This is a genomic window from Rhodanobacter sp. G2-10 (assembly GCF_055809185.1).
Map to the genome: position 1 here is coordinate 260,533 of NZ_CM147900.1, position 17,835 is coordinate 278,367.

At 66.2% G+C, this 17,835-nt stretch carries 15 protein-coding genes; 6 read left to right on the forward strand and 9 right to left on the reverse strand.

Annotated features, from left to right (window positions below):
- Window positions 1-151 precede the first annotated feature (151 nt).
- The 4 genes from AC0L58_RS01140 to AC0L58_RS01155 form a co-directional block, all read right to left on the reverse strand.
- Window positions 152-1,324 (reverse strand): class I SAM-dependent rRNA methyltransferase, encoded by a 1,173-nt coding sequence (locus tag AC0L58_RS01140; RefSeq protein ID WP_473685851.1) that lies wholly within the window; start codon window positions 1,322-1,324, stop codon window positions 152-154.
- Between the two features lie 179 nt (window positions 1,325-1,503).
- Window positions 1,504-1,941 carry a hypothetical protein gene (locus AC0L58_RS01145; protein ID WP_473685853.1) on the reverse strand — a complete coding sequence of 146 codons (438 nt, stop codon included), beginning with the start codon at window positions 1,939-1,941 and terminating at the stop codon, window positions 1,504-1,506.
- 107 nt (window positions 1,942-2,048) lie between these two features.
- A complete protein-coding gene (locus AC0L58_RS01150) occupies window positions 2,049-2,999 on the reverse strand; it encodes a serine/threonine protein kinase (RefSeq protein WP_473685855.1) in 951 nt (316 codons plus the stop codon).
- A gap of 70 nt (window positions 3,000-3,069) precedes the next feature.
- The gene (locus tag AC0L58_RS01155) at window positions 3,070-3,510 is read right to left on the reverse strand and encodes a hotdog fold thioesterase (RefSeq protein ID WP_473685857.1); all 441 of its coding nucleotides are present in this window, start codon (window positions 3,508-3,510) and stop codon (window positions 3,070-3,072) included.
- Window positions 3,511-3,530: 20 nt separating this feature from the next.
- On the opposite strand from AC0L58_RS01155, the gene AC0L58_RS01160 reads away from it, so the two are divergent.
- The gene (locus AC0L58_RS01160; RefSeq protein WP_473685859.1) at window positions 3,531-4,646 is read left to right on the forward strand and encodes a 2Fe-2S iron-sulfur cluster-binding protein; all 1,116 of its coding nucleotides are present in this window, start codon (window positions 3,531-3,533) and stop codon (window positions 4,644-4,646) included.
- Between the two features lie 29 nt (window positions 4,647-4,675).
- On the opposite strand, the gene AC0L58_RS01165 is transcribed toward AC0L58_RS01160, so the two are convergent.
- The 3 genes from AC0L58_RS01165 to AC0L58_RS01175 all read right to left on the reverse strand — a co-directional run bounded on the left by AC0L58_RS01165 (window position 4,676) and on the right by AC0L58_RS01175 (window position 6,168).
- On the reverse strand, window positions 4,676-5,122 hold the full coding sequence (locus tag AC0L58_RS01165) for a rhodanese-like domain-containing protein (protein WP_473685860.1): 447 nt from the start codon (window positions 5,120-5,122) through the stop codon (window positions 4,676-4,678).
- Window positions 5,123-5,215: 93 nt separating this feature from the next.
- Complete coding sequence (locus AC0L58_RS01170) at window positions 5,216-5,629, reverse strand: hypothetical protein (RefSeq protein WP_473685862.1); 414 nt, start codon at window positions 5,627-5,629, stop codon at window positions 5,216-5,218.
- A 41-nt stretch (window positions 5,630-5,670) separates the two neighbouring features.
- Window positions 5,671-6,168, reverse strand: a complete 498-nt coding sequence (locus AC0L58_RS01175; RefSeq protein WP_473685864.1) for a YiiD C-terminal domain-containing protein — start codon at window positions 6,166-6,168, stop codon at window positions 5,671-5,673.
- 104 nt (window positions 6,169-6,272) lie between these two features.
- Here AC0L58_RS01175 and AC0L58_RS01180 point away from each other — a divergent pair, with 104 nt between their 5' ends.
- From AC0L58_RS01180 to AC0L58_RS01200, 5 genes are all read left to right on the forward strand, one after another.
- Window positions 6,273-7,019, forward strand: coding sequence for a uroporphyrinogen-III synthase (locus tag AC0L58_RS01180; protein WP_473685866.1), 747 nt, complete (start codon window positions 6,273-6,275; stop codon window positions 7,017-7,019).
- A 95-nt stretch (window positions 7,020-7,114) separates the two neighbouring features.
- Complete coding sequence (locus tag AC0L58_RS01185) at window positions 7,115-8,293, forward strand: uroporphyrinogen-III C-methyltransferase (RefSeq protein ID WP_473685868.1); 1,179 nt, start codon at window positions 7,115-7,117, stop codon at window positions 8,291-8,293.
- On the forward strand, window positions 8,290-9,546 hold the full coding sequence (locus AC0L58_RS01190; RefSeq protein WP_473685870.1) for a heme biosynthesis HemY N-terminal domain-containing protein: 1,257 nt from the start codon (window positions 8,290-8,292) through the stop codon (window positions 9,544-9,546). The genes AC0L58_RS01185 and AC0L58_RS01190 overlap by 4 nt, the downstream gene beginning before the upstream one ends.
- Window positions 9,547-9,755: 209 nt before the next feature.
- Window positions 9,756-11,774: a multicopper oxidase domain-containing protein gene (locus tag AC0L58_RS01195; RefSeq protein WP_473685872.1), complete on the forward strand. Its 2,019-nt coding sequence runs from the start codon at window positions 9,756-9,758 to the stop codon at window positions 11,772-11,774.
- Between the two features lie 376 nt (window positions 11,775-12,150).
- Complete coding sequence (locus AC0L58_RS01200; protein ID WP_473685874.1) at window positions 12,151-13,077, forward strand: alpha/beta fold hydrolase; 927 nt, start codon at window positions 12,151-12,153, stop codon at window positions 13,075-13,077.
- A gap of 171 nt (window positions 13,078-13,248) precedes the next feature.
- On the opposite strand, the gene AC0L58_RS01205 is transcribed toward AC0L58_RS01200, so the two are convergent.
- Together AC0L58_RS01205 and AC0L58_RS01210 are read right to left on the reverse strand one after the other, a co-directional pair.
- The gene (locus AC0L58_RS01205) at window positions 13,249-15,273 is read right to left on the reverse strand and encodes a S1 family peptidase (RefSeq protein ID WP_473685876.1); all 2,025 of its coding nucleotides are present in this window, start codon (window positions 15,271-15,273) and stop codon (window positions 13,249-13,251) included.
- 172 nt (window positions 15,274-15,445) lie between these two features.
- A complete protein-coding gene (locus AC0L58_RS01210; RefSeq protein WP_473685878.1) occupies window positions 15,446-17,794 on the reverse strand; it encodes a 3'-5' exonuclease in 2,349 nt (782 codons plus the stop codon).
- Between the last annotated feature and the right edge of the window lie 41 nt (window positions 17,795-17,835).

Here is a 17,835-nt window from a genome sequence, read left to right on the forward strand (position 1 = left end):
GCCTCGCAGTGTGCCGATCCGGGGTCAAGGACGCGTGCATGGCACCGCACGGGCTTGGTGCCGTGCGGTCACGGGGACGGAACGCATGCGCGCCCAACCCATCGGCAGACGTGCCGTCGCCCGAACGCTTCGACCGGCTACCGGCAGCGCCTTATTCGACGCGACAGAACACTGCCTTGAGATAGCGCCCTTCCGATACGTCGGTGCGGAACGGGTGATCAGCGCCCGCGCCGCGCACTTCCAGCACCTGGATGGCGCGGCCCGCGTTCAGGGCGACCCGGCGCAACATTTCCAGGAACTCGCCCTCACCGACCAGGCCGGTGCACGAGCAGGTCAGCAGCAGGCCGCCGGGCGGGATGATGTCCAGCGCCATGCGGTTCATCGCGAAGTATTTCTTCAGTGCATCCATGACCCGGTTGCGATCGCGGGTGAGCTTGGCGGGGTCGAGGACCACGGCGTCGTAGCGTTCCCCGCGCGCCACCGCCGCGCGCACCCAGTCGAAGATGTCGGCTTGCTCGAAGTTGACTTCCACGTTGTTGGCGGCGGCGTTGGCGCGGGCCACTTCAAGGATTCCCGCATCGAGATCCACGCCGACCGCCTCGCTCGCGCCAGCCGCCATCGCATGCACGGCGAAACCGCCAGCGTTGCAGCACAGGTCGAGCACACGACGGCCCTTGGCCAGTTCGGCGAAGCGCTTGCGGTTGTCACGCTGGTCGGCGAAGAAGCCGGTCTTGTGACCGGAACCCGGCGCGGCGTGAAAGCGCAGACCATGCTCGCGCACCTCGAACGCAGCCGGCACGTCGGGGCTGCGGCAGTCGAAGGATTCCTGCTTCTGCACGTGCGATTCGGCAAACCAGTACAGCTGCGCACCGGGAAAATGGTCGAGCAGCGCGGCATGGATGGCGTCGCGGAACTTCCACATGCCGGCGGCAAAGTACTCGATCACCAGGGTGTTGGCATAGCGATCGACGATCAAGCCGGACAGGTCATCGCCTTCGCTGTGCACCACGCGCCACGCATCGCTGACCTGGTCCAATTGCAGCCAGGCACGGCGCAGCTGCACCGCGCGACCGATGCGCGCCGCGATCCAGCCCGCGTCGATGCTGGCATCCGGGTGCGTGTCGAGCAGGCGCAGCGCGATCCGCGCATGGCCATTCCAGAACGCGCGACCCACGAAACGGCCCCTGGCATCCTGCACCTCGACCACGCTGCCGGGCGGCAGCTTCGATTCCGGCTTGTGGATCTGCGCCGACCATACCCACGGGTGGCCGGGGCTGCGGTCAGACTTCAGGCGGATGACGGGTAGCTCGGCGGGTGAATTCATCCGCGCATGATAGCTGCTGACGATGACTTTCCCTCCTGCATTTGTAGGGCGGGCTCTGCCCGCCTCCGGTGTTAGCGAAAAAGGCAACAGCCGGCGGGCAGAGCCCGCCCTACGCGGTTGGTGAGACCGTTACGGTCATCGGGTGCAGGGCGGGCTTTGCCCGCCGCATTTGCGGCAGCCTAGCGGAATCGCAACACCAGCCATGACAACAGCGCCAACAGGTTGATGCCCAGCCGCGACACGGACGGGCCGGCCACTGCCAGCACGAAGCCCTGGCTACCCAGGCGCCAGTCGATGCCAAGTCGCGGCGTGCTGTGCAGGATGGCGAACACGTTGACGAAGGCGCCACTGTGCAGTGCGTAGCTGAACACCGGCGTGGCGATTAGCGGCACTTGCAGCAACTGCGCCCACCGCGACATGCGGATGCCGCGCTCGCTGCCATCGATCAATTGCACGCCGGCAGCCAGCACGAAGCCGAACAGCGCCAGCCCGATCAGCGCGACCACGCTGTCCTGGGTCGAGCCCAGCGGCAGCAGGCGGCGCAGCATCGCGGCGACGCCGTACAGGCCGCCGGCCACTTCGAAGACGCCGATCAGGCGGAACAGGATGGTGCGCATGGAGGACTCCGGGGGGAACGGTGACGGGCGGGGGTGGAAAAGCTGGTTTTCGGTTTTCGGTGTTCAGTGTTCGGTGTTCGGTGTTCGGTGATGCGTGGTTGGGGGGCTTATTCCAGTTCGTCGGAGAGTTCGTGCAGGTCGGCGATGTGTTGCGCCCACCAGCGTGATTCGGCGGCGAAGGGGAAGGCGGCGGGGAAGGCGGGATCGCGCCAGCGTGCGGCAATCCAGCCGGCGTAGTGCAGCTGGCGCATCGCGCGCAGGGCGGGGATCAGCGCCAGCTCGGCGTAGTCGAAGTCGCGAAATTGCTGATAGCCCTCCAGTACGGCCTTCATCGCGCGATCGTCGTTGGCCAGCATCCACAAATCCTGTACCGCCGGACCAGTGCGTGCATCGTCGAGGTCGACGAAATGCGGGCCGGCGTCCGTCCACAGCACGTTGCCGGGATGGCAGTCGCCATGCAGACGCAGCTGATGTACCGGGCCGACCGCGTCGAGGCGTGCGGCGATGGCAACGTCGAGCCGCGTGGCCGCAGCGCGATAGTTGGTTTGCAGCGTGTCCGGCAGCAGCGACGAATCGAGAACGGCTTGCATCGGCTGCTGCACCATCGTGTCGCGATCAAGTCGCGTGCGATGCGCGAAGGGCTGGCGTGCACCGATCAGATGCATGCGCGCAATCAGCCGGCCCAGCCACTGCAGTTGGTCGATCGCCTCGAGTTCCGGCGCACGTCCGCCGTGGCGCGGTGACAGCGAGTAACGAAAGCCCTCGTGCCGCAGCAGCGTGTGACCCTCGAACGCCAGCGGCGCGACCACCGGCAGCTCGGCATCGGCCAGTTCCCGCGCAAAGCGGTGTTCCTCGACGATGGCCGCGTCCGACCAGCGACCCGGGCGGTAGAACTTGGCGATCACCGGTGCGGCGTCTTCCAGCCCGATCTGCCACACCCGGTTCTCGTAGCTGTTCAGTGCCAGCAGCCGGCCATCCGGCCACAGGCCGCATGCGCCCACGGCATCCAGCACCAGGTCCGGACTCAATCGCTCATACGGCTTCCCGACCGATGTCATGACGCCGCCGCCACCCTCTCTCGTCTGGAAAGAGGGCAGGTGGAGAGGGTTGGAGCCAGGCGGATCACGCTCAACGTGCTCCCACGACGCGCGCCGGCACCACCGCCATGGTGATGCGTGAAATGCAGACCAGGGCACCCTCGTCGTTCTCGATGCGGATCTCCCACACCTGGGTGTTACGGCCCAGGTGCAGCATCCTGGCGGTGCCGGTGACCGTGCCGCCGCGCACGCCGCGGATGTGGTTGGCGTTGATGTCCAGGCCGACCGCGAGTTCCTTTTCAGGGTCGAGCGTCAGCATCGCCGCCGTGCTGCCCAGCGTCTCGGCAAGCACCACCGAAGCCCCGCCGTGCAGCAGGCCGTAAGGCTGGTGGGTGCGGTGGTCGACTGGCATCGTTCCCTGCAGCCAGTCCTCGCCGATCGCCGTGACGCGGATGCCCAGCGTCTCCATCATGGTGTTCTTGCTCCAGCCGTTGATGCGGGCCAGGTCGGTCGGTTGCTGCCAGATGCTCATCGTCGATTCCGGTGTGTCGAGTGCGCATTGTCGTCCGTGGTTTTCGCAGCGACAATGCATGGGTGTTCAACGTTACCCTCAAAACTTCCGGCCGCCAGTTTTCGGTGGCTGCAGGCGAAACCGTGCTGGAGGCGGCGCAGCGGGCCGGCGTCGCCTTGCCCTACTCGTGCCGCGCCGGCGTCTGCGGCAGCTGCAAGGCCAGCTTGCTGGACGGGCGTTGCGAGTATCCGCGCAACCCGCCATTGGCGTTGGACGCCAACGAACAGGCGCATCATGCCGTGCTGCTGTGCCAGGCAGTGCCAACCAGTGACCTGTTGCTGGAAGCGCGTGAAGTCACCTCGGTGGAGGACATTGCCCGCCGCCAGTTGGCGATGGTGGTGACCGAGAAGTGGCCGCTGGCGCAGGATGTCACCGGCTTGCGTCTGCTGCCGGCGCGCGGCGAGCGTCGTCTGAAACGCCTGCCCGGCCAGTATGTAGACGTGCTGCTGGAAGACGGCAAGCGGCGTCCGTTCTCGATCGCCAACAGCCCGCAGGCCGACGGCATGATCGAAATGCACGTGCGCCACGTCACCGGCGGCGGCTTCACGTCGCGGGTCAGCGATGTCTTGCAGCCGGGCGATCATCTGCGGATCGAGGGTCCGCTGGGAACCTTTGTGCCGCGGGAGGATTCGGAGCGTCCGATGATCTTCATGGCCGGGGGTACCGGATTTGCCCCGATCAAGGCGATCACCGAGCACTTCATTGCCCTGGGCACGCGTCGTCCGATCGATTTGTACTGGGGCGCGCGCCGTGCGTCGGATCTGTATTTGCGCGAGCTGGCGGAACTGTGGGTGCGCGAGCTGCCGCATCTGAAGTTCCAGGCAGTGGTGATGGAGCCGGACGGGACTGCGGGTCTGCGTCGGGGCCTGGTCCACGACGCCGTGCTGGCCGACCATCCTGATCTGTCCGGTCACGATGTTTACATGAGCGGGCCACCCGCCATGGTTGACGTGGCGCTGCAGGCGTTCCTGCAACGCGGCTTGCCGGAAGATCGCCTGTACTACGACTCGTTCGAGTACGCACCGGACGTGCTGGCCCAGATCATCGCCGGTCGCGCCGGCATTCACGAGCGAGTGGAGGTGAGTGGCGGCGAGTGAAAACCCGCTTCAGCCATGGCGCCTGCTTCTCAGCGGTTGCCTTTGGCCACCGGCAATTGTGCTGCCTGCCAACCCAGCACCCCGCCGCCCAGCGTGTAGACCTTCTCGAAGCCCGCCTTCAGCAGGCGCTGCGCTGCCTTGGCCGAGTTGCCCCGGCCGTCCTTGTCCATCAAAACCACGGGCAGGGATTTGGCCTTGGCCAGGTCCTTCTTCTCCGGGTCGAACTGGCTCATTGCCACGTGTTTCGCGCCGGGGACGTGCATCTTCTCGAAATCGGACAACGCGGAGAGGTCGATCAGCAAGGGATTGTCGCGGTTGATCAGCGCGGTCAGGCCGGCCGGGCTCAGTTCCTTGATCTTGCTGAACATCATCCTGGCCTGGGTGACGATCAACGCCACCAGCAGAATGGCGAACAGCGCCGACAAGGCACCATGATTGCCGACGAATTGTGGCAGCTTGTGCAGGAAATCATTCATCTCAAGTCCACTTCGCACGCCGCGCGCGCCGATCCGGGTAAACCCGTGATTATACGGGTAGCGCAGCCATCGCGTGACCGCTTCCCGCGGGGATCATTCCCGGGTGATGTCCGGCAATCCGCTGGTAAGCCACCAGTGTTTGGCTTTTTCATCGTAATGCCAGGTCTGGCGATCGATGACACTGCGTTCGGCCTGGGTGTGGATATTGACCAGGCTGATCTTCACGGTCTGCTGCACCTCGGTCGGACTGATCGGCACGGGACCGGCGCCGTCGTCATACTCGGTGACCCGCACCTGCTTGTAGCGGGCAAGGTCCAGGTCGGAGATCGGATGCTTCGCGCGCTCTTCCGGATCGATGAATTGCACCGCACTGGCGAAGTCACCCCAGCGCAAGACGCCGCCATAGGCCGACAGCGTGGTGGTCAGCGAATTGCTGCGCTCCTGCGTGGCGCAAGCGGCCAGCAGCAGGATCAACAGCATCAGCGCAATGCTCGGAATACGGCGCATGGGCGTTCCTCCTCGACGGGTACCGGGCCATTCTGCCTCAATCACGCCGCCGGGGTCCGCCCGCGTCGCTTGGCCACGAAGCGCGCGCTGACGACGGCAGCGGGCTGCCCGTCCTCGCCCGGCACCACGCACTCCACGTTGATCCGGGCGCGGCCACGCGCGGCCAGGGTGGCGAAGAACGTGCTCCAACTGGCGCCGTCGGCCAGTCGCGCCTCGCTGCGGAAGTCCATCCATACCGGCGTCAGGTAACGCACGCCGGATTCGGCCACGAACACGTCGCAATCGAGACCTTCCAGTCGCAAGGCCATTTCCACCAGTGCCCAGCCGCTGAGTGTCATCAGGCTGACCAGACTGCCGCCGAAGGCGCAGCCCTTGTCGTTGACGTTCGGCGGCAGCGGTGCCCGCAGGCTCAGCATGTCACCGTCGTAGGCGCCCAGTTGCAGGTCCATGGCCTTGGCCAGCGGTATCTCGTTGCGGATGAACTGGATCAGTCGTCTCGCCTGGTCGCTGGCAAGCAGGTTGTCGTCAATGGTGCTCACGAGGCTCGGCAATAGTCGGGGAAACTCCACAGTGTAGGGCGGACGCTACACTGGGGCCATGCCGGGTGGCTGAACGTGGTAGGCAGATGCAACGAAATCCATCAATGCGCGCAGGCGCCCTGCGTGGACGCGTGCTGGTGATTACCCGTCCGGTGGGCACGGCGGGTGCACTGGCAAGACGGGTGCGTACGCTCGGTGGCACCCCCGTTTTGCTGCCGGGATTGGCCCTGCGCGGGCCGGATGATGCCGCGGCGGCACGCGCAGCGCTGCGCCAGGGCCTGGCCGCAGACCTGGTGATCTTCACAAGCCCGGCAGCCGTACGCCATGCCGCGGCGCTCAGTCAGCTGGATACTAATGCGATCGTGCTGGCGGTAGGCCGGGGAACCGCGCACGCCTTGCGCCGGCACGGTGTGGCGGAACCCTTGGCACCCCACCGGCAGGACAGCGAAGGTCTGCTGGATCACCCGATGTTGAAGGACTTGCGCCATCGCCAGGTGACCCTGGTCGGCGCGCCCGGCGGGCGCGGTGTGCTGCGCAGCCAGTTGGTTGCGCGCGGCGCCCGGCTGGGCGAAGTCCATGTATATCGCCGGGTGCCGCCACGACTGGACCGGCGCCACGTCGAGGCGGCGCTCGGCTTGCCCGGCTCGGCGCGGGTGCTGCTGTCCAGCAACGAGGCGCTGCAGAACCTGTGTCGGCTGCTGCCACCGTCGGCGCTGACGCGGCTGTGTGCGGCGGTCGCCGTGGTCAGCAGCGAACGGCTTGCCACGGCGGCGCGCGATGCCGGTTTCCGGCAGGTCGCACTGGCTTCGTCGGCGTTGGCCGATGATTTGCTGGCCGCCGCCGCGCGCTGACCCGGCCTTTTTCACGCCCACGTGCTTCCCACGCAGGCGCATGGCCGCCTTCCCGCCTCGACCACCAAGGTCCGACAGGCTGCTAGCATGAGGCTATGAGCCATCCAGACCAGCCGGCTGAGCAGCCGAAAGCACCAGATCCGTCTGCGGACGCGCGCCCCGACCCCGTGGTGGTCGATCCGGCGCCGACCCGGTCGGCGCGTCCCGCCACAACTCGCCCCGCACCCCGACCACGCGGCGGTGGCAGCCTGGCGCTTGCCTTGCTGCTGTCGTTGGTGGCGCTGGCGGCGGCAGGCTATGTGGGTTTTCAGCAATGGCAGCAGCAGCGTGGCAGTGTGGCGGAGAGTCAGGGCGTGGCCAGCCTGCAACAGCGCGTGGACACGCTGGAAACCCGGCTGGGCGGTCTGAGCGATCAGCGTGCCAGCCTCGATCAGCGACTGGATGACGCGGCGTCGGTCAACCGCTCGTTGCGCGAGGAACTGCTGGGCCAGGGCGAGCGCATCCGCAATCTGGAAGATGCCGTGGCCAAGCTGGCGGAAAAGAGCCTGTCCGGACATGACGCCATGCTGCTGGATGAAACCGACTCGCTGCTGCGCATGGGCGCCGAACGCTACACGCTTTTCCATGACGCGCAGGGCGCCGCCGCAGCCTACGGGCTGGCTGACCAGACGCTCGCTGCGGTCAACGACGGTGCATTCAGCGGAGTGCGCCAGAGCATCCAGGCCGAGCGTGAGGCCTTGCTGAAGAGCCAGCCGGCCAGCCAGGCCACTGTGCTGCAACAGTTGCAGCAGCTGCGTGCAGCGATGGCCGAACTGCCGCTGAAACCCCTCGATGTTCCAGCGGCCGGGCAGGCCACCGATGCGTGGTCGCGTATCCGTCGTGCGCTGGCCAGCGTGGTCAGCGTGCGGCGCGACAACGGCGCCCCGTTGGCGGTGGCCGACGCACGCTTCGCCCGTGAATTGGCGGCGCTGGATCTGGCACAGGCCCAGGCGGCCCTGCTCGCGCATGATGTTGACGGCTATGCGGCAGCGCTCAAACGCGTGGACGCGGGCCTGACCAGTCAGTTCGACGAAAGTGCCGAGTCCGTGCAGCAGGCGCGTGCCAGCCTGAAGCAACTGGAGAGCCAGCTGCCGGCGACGGCGCCGGTGCAGTTGGGTGCCGCCTTGAGCGAGCTGCGCAATCTGCGCGCGGTGCATGCACTCGCGCCGACGGGATCGTCGGGTCCGGCTGCGGCGTCCAGCACGGCGTCGCGCAAGGACGGAGCCCGGTCATGAAGCTGTGGCGCTGGCTGTTGCTGCTGGTGATCGTGGCGGCGCTTGCCGCGTTTGGTTGGCATTGGGTGGCGGAAGACCCGGGCTATGTGCTGCTGCGCCTGCGCGGCTGGCGGGTCGAGACGACGGTGGTGGCCGCCATCGTGATCCTGCTGCTGGGCTGGGCACTGCTTACCCTGCTCTGGCGTTTGCTGCGCTGGCCCTTCGGCGCACTGTCGCGGCGACATCGGCGGCTCAGCCAGCAGCGTCTGGGCGAAGGCCTGGTCGCCCTGATCGAAGGCCGTCACGGCGATGCCGAGCGCGACCTCAATCGGGCCGCGCGGCTGGCCAGCCTGCGTGGCCCGGCACTGCTGGCCTCGGCCGAGGCGGCATCACGCCGCGGCGAGTATGGTCGCGCGCTGGAATCCCTGGATCAGGCCTCGCAGTCGGCGCCGCGCGCCGCACGCGTGCTTCGCGCGCGCCTGTTGCGGCGTGAAGGCAAGCCTGACGAAGCATTGGCCTTGCTGGCGCCTGAATCGGACAAGGGCACGCTCACCCCCGGTGGCTGGCGTGAGCTGGTGCAGGCGGCGTTGGAAAGCGGCGATCCTGGCCGCGCGCGCGGCGCGCTCGAACCGCTGCACAAAAGCGGCGCGCTGGGCAGTCGTGCCTACGCCGTGCTGGAGGCACGGGTGCTGGCCGCGGCGCTCCGTGCCGCACCGGATGGCGTGGCTCTCAACACCTTGTGGTCGCAACTGCCCAAGGCGCAGCGCCGGGTTCCCGACGTGATCGATGCCTATGCCCGCCGCGCGTCCGGGTTTGGCCTGGTCCTGCCCGCGATGGACGAGGTGGAATCCGCGTTGCGCCGCGAATGGTCGCCGCGGTTGATCGAGACTTACGGCAGCCTCCCCGGCAATGACGTGGAGGCGCGCCTGCGCCGCGCCGAAGGCTGGCTCGACGCGCACCCGAATGACGCCAACCTGCTGCTCACACTGGGCCGCATGTGCGTGCGCCTGAAGATATGGGGCAAGGCCCACCAATACCTGCGGCGCTCGCTGGCACTTGTGCCCAGCGCCGCCGCCTGGGAGTCGCTGGGCGATGCGTTTGCGGGCGAGGGCGACGCTGCCCAGGCGCAGCGCTGCTACCGCAACGCGCTGGCCTTCGGCCGCGGCGACGCCATCGTGCCGTTGGCGCAGCGTGCGCAAGCCGGCCAGCCGGATACGCACCCGATAGCTGTCGAGGAGCGCGACGCGCACGGCATGCCGCGCTTGCGCGAGTAAGCCTCGGACACCTGCACCGGGGATCGCCACGCATCGACGGCCTTGCAGACGGGTGCCGGCGAAGGACGGCTCTTGCCGCATGCCAACATGACACGCGGCGACCACCAGCCGAGTGCGACACCACACCACAACCCGGCTCGCGGTCACCGGCATAAACTGCCGCCGACGATTCGGGTGGTGGATCCGAATCAATCAGCAAGGATCACTCCATGTCACGAATCCAGGACAACGCCCCAGCCGTGAAGGCTTGGCCGGCGGTGGCGGCGGCCGCTCTGCGTGTCGCTTTTGGTGTCATCTGGGCGGTCGGCGCGGCCCTCACCTGGCAATCGGATTTTGCGGTCCATTACGTGGGTTACCTGCACAACGCGGCGCAGGGTCAGCCGGCATGGTTGCAGGGCTGGTTCGCGATGTGGATCGCGCTGGTGACCCCGCATGCGATGTTGTTCACCTGGCTCACGCGCATCATCGAGACCACGATTGCGCTGGCCTTGCTTACCGGTTTTGCGCGCAAGACGGTGTACGTGGCCGGCGCGCTCTTCAGCTTGCTGGTGTGGAGCACCGCCGAGGGTTTTGGCGGGCCGTACACCGTCGGCGCCAACAACATGGGCACGGCGATCACCTATGTGCTGATCTTCGTGGCGCTGATCGCGATCAACGTTCGCGGCGGTCGCAGCCCCTACAGCCTCGACTATTTCATCGAGAAGCGCTGGCCACGCTGGCGACACGTCGCCGAGTGGGGCGCCAGGGACACGCTTGCGCAGGAGCCACAACGGTTGCCGCTGGGCGTGCAGATCCCGGCCATGATCGGCGTCGCGGTGCTGGTGATCCTGCTGGTCGGCGGTCTGCACAGCTCACTGGATGTCAAATCACCGTCGCCTGCCGCGGCGGCTGCCGCGGTGTCGCCACTTTCGCTGGCCGCCAGCACCCCGGTCGAACAGCCGCGTGATGCGCGGCTGCCGCCACTGATCGGCACCGGTGACAGCGTCGAGGTGAATCTGGTGGCCTCGGACGAGAAGGTGAGCATCGCCAGCGGCGTCGACTACCAGGCCTGGACCTTCGGCGGCACGGTGCCCGCGCCGATCATCCATGTGCGCCAGGGGCAGACGGTCAACGTGACCTTCACCAACCACGGCACCATGCAGCACTCGATCGACTTCCATGCGGCGATCACGCCGCCCAGCATGCACTACGTGGAAGTCCAGCCCGGCAAGTCGATCAAGTTCTCCTTCGTCGCCAACGTGCCCGGCGCGTTCCTCTATCACTGCGGCACGCCGCCGGTATTGCTGCACATCGCCAACGGCATGTTCGGTGCCTTGATCGTGGACCCGGCCAAGCCGTTGCCGCCCGCGGCGGACAGCTATGTGATCGTGCAGAGCGAGTGGTACACGCAACAGGTTGCCGATCATCTGATGGGGCCGAACTTCGAGCGCATGAAGGAAGAGCGCCCCGACGAGGTGGTGTTCAACGGCTCGGCCTTCCAGTATCGCGATCATCCGTTGATCGCCCACGCCGGCAAGCGCGTGCGCCTGTACGTGGTCGATGCCGGCCCGGATCTGTGGAGCTCGTTCCACGTCATCGGCGGCATCTTCGACAAGGTCTATCCCGACGGTGATGCCGCGCATGCGCAGAGCGGCGTTTCCACTTATTCGATCGGGCCGGGAGCGGGAGCGGTGTTCGATCTGATCCTGCCCGAGGCGGGCGATTACCCGTTCGTGGACCACGACATGGCGCACGCCACGGTCGGTGCGATCGGTGTGCTTCAGGTGCGCGGCAAGGATGGCGAGGTACCGGTGGAGGCCACCGCCACGCCGCCGCCAGCCTCTGCGGCGCCTGCCGCCGACATGGCGGCTGCCTCCGCGGCGCTGGGTCCGTACCACGTGGACGCGGCCAAAGGCACCGAGCTGTACAACACCACTTGCGCCGCGTGCCACCAACCCACCGGGATGGGCATCGCCGGGGCGTTTCCGCCGCTGAAAGACAATCCCGCGGTACTCGATGCCGACCCCACCAAACAGATCGACGTGGTGCTCAACGGTCTGCAGGGTGAGACCATCGCGGGTACCGTCTATGCCACCCCCATGCCTCCGTTTGGCAGCGTGCTCAATGATGCGGAAATCGCCGACATCATCAACCACGAGCGCTCCTCGTGGGGCAATCACAGCAAGCAGATCGCGGCCAGCGACGTGAAGGCGCGACGGGCCGCCAGCTCCGCGGGCGCCACTCATTGAGTGGTCTCGCGCAGACAACTCGCCGAGAATCGACAAGGATCGTCTTTTCGGCGGATTGCGTTGCGGCGAAACGTTCCCTTTGCATCGTTCCAACTATGCGGTTGCTGCATCCCGCTCGTCTCGGGAATTCACGGCAAGGGGGCGATACGGTAGCGTCGAGCCATCCGGCACGCGACACCGGAGTTGCCGGATCGATCGCGTGATGGTCCGGACGATCCGCGCTTGAACTTGAAGATTCGAGCCGTTGTCCAAGCACGAATCCGAGCCGGAGACGAGCATGGAAGCGAGGCAGTGTGGAATTTTTGGCATAGTCGGCGTGGGGCTTTTTTTTGCAGTGACAGCGGTGGCGACGGCGTCACCGCCGCCCCCGGCGACCATGCCGGACAGTTATGCGAAGCCGGGCGAGCTCGTGGCCATCGGCGCCGGTCGCCATCTGAACTTGCGCTGCAGCGGCAGTGGGCCGATGACCGTGCTGCTGGAGTCCGGCTCGCATGCCGATTCAGGCAGCTGGTTCCGGGTGCAGCCGTTGCTGTCGGCGCGCGCGCGGGTTTGCTCCTATGACCGTGCGGGCTACGGTTTCAGCGACGAAGGACCGCTGCCGCGTGGGCTCGATGCCGACGTGTCCGACTTGCACGCGCTGATCGAGGCGGCCGGCTTGCGCAGGCCGTTGGTTCTTGTGGGTCATTCGTTGGGCACCAACATCGTGCGTCGCTATGCCAGCGACCATCCCGGCGACGTTGCGGGGATGGTCCTGGTCGACCCGCCCGCGCAGGATCTGGCTCGCTATCTGCCCGCTTCATGGATGAAGGACGACGCGAAGCTGACCACGCAACGCGATGCATTCATCGGGCGCTGCGAGCAGGCCGCCGAGCACGGCGACCTGGCCAAGCCCTCGCCGGAACTTGCGCAGTGCATCGGCGGGGCGCCGCCGTGGGAGAGTGAGGCGGTGGCTGCCGCCAATCACGCACGCAAGCTGCATCCGGCGTTCTGGCACACCCTGCGCTCGGAACTGGCGCAGAACGCGGGCGTGTTCGCGCTAGCGGTACCGGCGAGCGAATCGCATGGCGACATGCCGTTGGTCGTGCTGAAGGCTGAAGGCACCTATGCCGACGCTCCGGCCAACGTGCGCAAGCAACTGGAAGCAGCACGTGACGCGACCCAGCGGCGCATCGTGGAGACTTCCAGTCGCGGCCTGCTGCGAACGGTGGCCGAGTCCTCGCACGACATCGAACTGGACCAACCCCGCGCGGTAGTCGATGCGGTCATGCAGGTGCTGAAGGAACTGGCGCCCGCTCGCGGTTGATCGCCGCGACCGTTGCCTCGCCATCGCGTAGGCGCAGAGGATCGGCGCCATGCATCACGAGTGATCATCGTGTCGCAATCACGGCAGGCAGATCCCTGCCAGCAACCAGCGACGCAACGGCCCGTCAGCGCAGAGCGCATACCGACAAGACCTGCGTGACCCGAGGCGTCGTCAAGGCTCCCTGACCTGCAGGTCCTTCATCAGCAAGCCAAGCTTGCGTTTCATCTCGGCCTGCGTGTGCGTACCGGTGGAACCGTAGAACGCGGTGTACAACACCGTGGGCGTCTTGCCGTCAACGTGAGCCGGTGTCGCCACGGCATCGATTTTCATCAGGTCACCATCCGGGCGCGCCACGCCGTTGTAGGGAAACTGGCGTTGCGCCAGTTGCTGCCAGTGGCTGCTCAAGTCCTTGTCGAGCCCGGGCGGCGGCGCCGCGTAGCGCTGGATGTTGACGTTGTCGCGGTTGCTGGACGTCGAGTCCTTCCAGATGTCGATATCGCTGACGTCCCACACCGCTTTCCCGTTGTCCATGAAAAACCGGAAGCCAAGCCACAACAGGTTGTCCGGCGTGATCTTCTGCACTTTGGGGCCGTAGGAGAAGGAGACTCGGTTCGATGCGTAACTGAAGCGGCGCCCATAGTCGAAGTCGAGATGGATACGCTTGAACGCGGCCGGTTGCAGCGCGGACAACTTCAGATAGTCGGTCCACTGCTGCAAGGTTCCTTCGTAGGTCACGTGAATGAAGCTGCTGAGCTCGTCCATGTCCAGCTTGGTGTCGTGCAGGCCCGAGGGGGCCGTCATCCGGGTCAGGATCACGCTGCCATCGGGTACCGGGAGCGAATACACCACCCCGAGCCGGTTGGCGTAGGGCAACGCCCAGACCTCGACGTGCCATGAGCGTTGCCAGCGGTCGATGTGCACGGTGTCGAGGGTCGGCTTGCCCAGTGAGGTGATCTTGATCTTTTCTCCGGCAACCTGGCGCTGGAACGTGCCGGTTTGCGCGAGCAGATCCATCCGCGTCCTGGCATCGCCATAAAATCTGGCGGCATCGATGTCGTCCGGCCGGCGCAGGTGAGCCAGGCCATTGCGACCCACGGCGCCGACATCGACATAACCGTTGCCACCGAGTGAGTAGTGTTTCGAACGGTTGCCAACGCGGTTCCATTCGCCGTTGCTGCCGCGCACGATCAGCGTGGGAAACCCATCGAGTCGTGTCTGCTGGTACAGCAAACGCAAGGAACCATCGCCGTTGGGGAACAGGTCGGCTGATTCCCTGGACAGCAGTGCCTTCAGCTCGGCCGTGGAGTTTGCTTGGGCGCGCTGTTGCAGGTTTTGATAGAAATCGCCGAGCGTCATCGGCAGGCTGAACTGAGCCTTGAAGTGACCATTCTGGCGTGCGTCAAAGATATCGAGCTGATAAGCCGAACGGGTATCGATGATGGCCTGATTGTCGGGGGCGTCCAGGACCAGGCTGATCGGCAGCGCGTAATTGAGATTCTCGTTGGCGGACTTCATCAGCACCACGCCGATGAGCTTGCCGCTGGCATCCAGCAGCGGACCACCACTGTTGCCGGGCGAGGCGGCGGCGGAGAAACGCATCCACTTCCAGCGGCCATCCTGCTGCTCGGGGGTGTCGGAGGTATACAGGCCGTCGCGGATCACGATGCCGGTACCCAGCGCGTTGCCGACGGCGTACACCACCTGGTTCAAGGCGGGACGGGTATTCGGCACCAGCATGCTTCCGCGCGGTGGAGAGACCAGCGAGAACACCACGAAGTCCTTGCGCAGCGAGAACTTCTCGATCTTGTCGATCGCGTAGACATGGCCTTTGGCGTCGCGCAGTTCGGGCGCGCCCCACAGGCTGTCCATCCCGGCGAGCAGCACGTGACCTGCGGTGACGTAGCGGTTGTGACCGATCGCAAACGCGGTACCGATCGAGTAGTACTTGTCGGTGCGTTCCTGGTACGGCAGCAGTTCCAGCGGCAGCGGCTTTTCGTAAGTCAACGGATCGGTAGTCGGCTTGGCCTGCACCACCTCGAAGGTCGCCGATTCGATCTTCGGGAGCGTGGCCGGGTCCAGGGTGGCAGCCTGTGCGATCGTCAGACCACCCTGGGCGATAGCGAAGACAAGAATCCAGCGTGCGATGATTTTCCCGCTGGCGCCAATCCGGCGAGCCACTCCGTGCTTGCTGTACATAGATTCCCCTGGGTTCGGCACCGCTACCTGAGTATGCCCCATGAACGCTGATCGGCACTGCTGCCGCCGATAGTGCCATGAGGTGGGCGGGTTTGCATTGTGCCGACGTTGCGGGAAATCGCTGCTTCCCGCGGGTGGCAGCGAGGATGAGCAGGACGCTCGATAGCGTCTTTCAGAGCGTCGTCAGGTTGGCGTAGGCCGCCACCAGCCACTTGCTGCCTGCTTCCTCGAAATTGACCTGCAGCCGCGCATGGGCACCGCTACCTTCGGCGCTGAGCACCACGCCTTCGCCGAACTTGGGGTGGCTGACGCGCTGGCCGAGCTTCACCGGCAAGCTCTCTTCCAGCGACGCGGAGGCCTGCGCGGGGCGGCCGGCGTACAGCGGACGCGTGACGTGCACGCGCGGACGGACTTCATCGATCAGTTCGGCGGGCATCTCGGCGAGGAAGCGTGAAGGACGCGCCAGCATTTCGGTGCCGTGCATGCGGCGTGATTCGGCGTGGCTCAGAAACAGCCGCTCGCGGGCGCGGGTGATGCCGACGTAGGCCAGCCGGCGCTCCTCTTCCAGGCGGCCTTCGTCGTTGACCGAGCGCTGGCTCGGGAACAGGCCTTCCTCCATGCCGACCAGGAATACCACCGGAAACTCCAGCCCCTTGGCCGAGTGCAAGGTCATCAATTGCACGCAGTCGTCGCCTTCCTCGCCCTGGTTCTCGCCTGCTTCCAGTGCCGCGTTGGAGAGGAAAGCGTTGAGTTCGCTCAGGCCGGCGTCGATGTCCTCCTGGCTGCGCTCGAAGCGGCTTGCCACGTTGACCAGTTCGTCCAGGTTTTCCACCCGCGTCTCGGCGTTGCCGCGACTGTCCTTCTCGTAGAAGTCGCGCAAGCCGGTGTGGGTGATGGCGTGGTCGATCTGTTCGGCGAGAGTGAGGGCGGGATGGAGGGGGGCGTCGGTGTGTGGCGTCGCGCCTGCCTCCGCTGCTTCGATTCCCGAGTCCCGAGTCCCGATGCCCGCGAAGCCCCGCGCCATGCCGTCCACCAGCGCCAGGAACGCCTTCACCGCGTTCTTCGCCCGCCCGGCCAGTTCGCTGCCGGTGAGCTCCGCCAGTGCCGCTTCCCACATCGAGACGTTGTCGAGTCGGGCGCGACGGCGCAGCACGTCCAGGGTGCGGTCGCCGATCCCGCGCGGCGGGGTGTTCACCGCGCGCTCGAAGGCGGCGTCGTCGTGGCGGTTGGCGGTGAGGCGAAGATAGGCCAGCGCGTCCTTCACCTCGGCGCGCTCGAAGAAGCGCTGGCCGCCGTAGACGCGGTAGCCGATACGGCGCTGCACGAGTTGTTCCTCGAAGTTGCGCGATTGTGCGTTGGAGCGATACAGGATCGCGCAATCGCGTGCGTTGCCGTGTTCGTCGATGTATTCGCGGATGCGCTCGATCACGAAGCGCGCCTCGTCCTGCTCGTTGTACGCCGCGTACAACGCGATGCGCTCGCCGTCGTCGCCGGCGGTCCACAACTCCTTGCCGAGGCGGCTGCCGTTGCGCTGGATCACGTGATTGGCGGCTTTGAGGATGGTCGAGGTGGAGCGGTAGTTCTGTTCGAGCTTGATCGTCTTGGCGCCGGGAAAGTCGCGCAGGAATTGCTGCACGTTCTCCACCTTGGCGCCACGCCAGCCGTAGATCGCCTGATCGTCGTCGCCCACGACGAAGACTTGGGCGGGAGCAGGGAATCGGGAATCGGCAATGGGAGAAGCGCCCGGCATTTCGGAGCTGGCATGCCCGGCGCTTGCGATTCCCGATTCCCGATTCCCGGCTCCCGCCCCGGAAAGCACCCGAATCCACGCGTACTGCAGAGTGTTGGTGTCCTGGAACTCGTCGACCAGCAGATAGCGCCAGCGCTGCTGGTAGTGCTGCAGCACGGCCGGATTCTTCAGCCACAGCTCGTGCGCGCGCAGCAGCAGCTCGGCGAAATCGACCAGGCTGGCACGGCGGCAGGCGTCTTCGTAAGCCTTGTAGATGTTGACGAAGGTGTGGGTGACCGGATGGTCGCGGTGTTCGACGCTGTCCGGACGCTTGCCTTCGTCCTTCCACTGGTTGATCTGCCAGCAGACCTGGCGCGGCGGGAATTTCGCGTCGTCCAGCCCCAGTCCGGCGACCACGCGCTTGACCATGCGCAACTGGTCATCGGCATCAAGAATCTGGAAGGTTTCGGTCAGCCCGGCCTCGCGCCAGTGACGGCGCAACAGGCGGTGAGCGATGCCGTGGAAGGTGCCCACGGTGAGGCCCTGGGTGCCGCCGGGAATCAGCGCCGCCAGTCGTGCGCGCATCTCGCCGGCGGCCTTGTTGGTGAAGGTGACGGCGAGAATCGCCCAGGGCGGCACACCTTCAGCCTGGGTCAGCCAGCCGATCCGGTGGGTGAGCACGCGGGTCTTGCCGGAGCCGGCACCGGCCAGCACCAGATTGTGGCCGGGTGGAGCGCAGACCGCTTCACGTTGGGCGGAATTGAGCGGATCGATCAGGTACGAGACATCCATCCGACCCATTGTAGCGGGCGCGGCTCAAGCGGGCTGTCGGA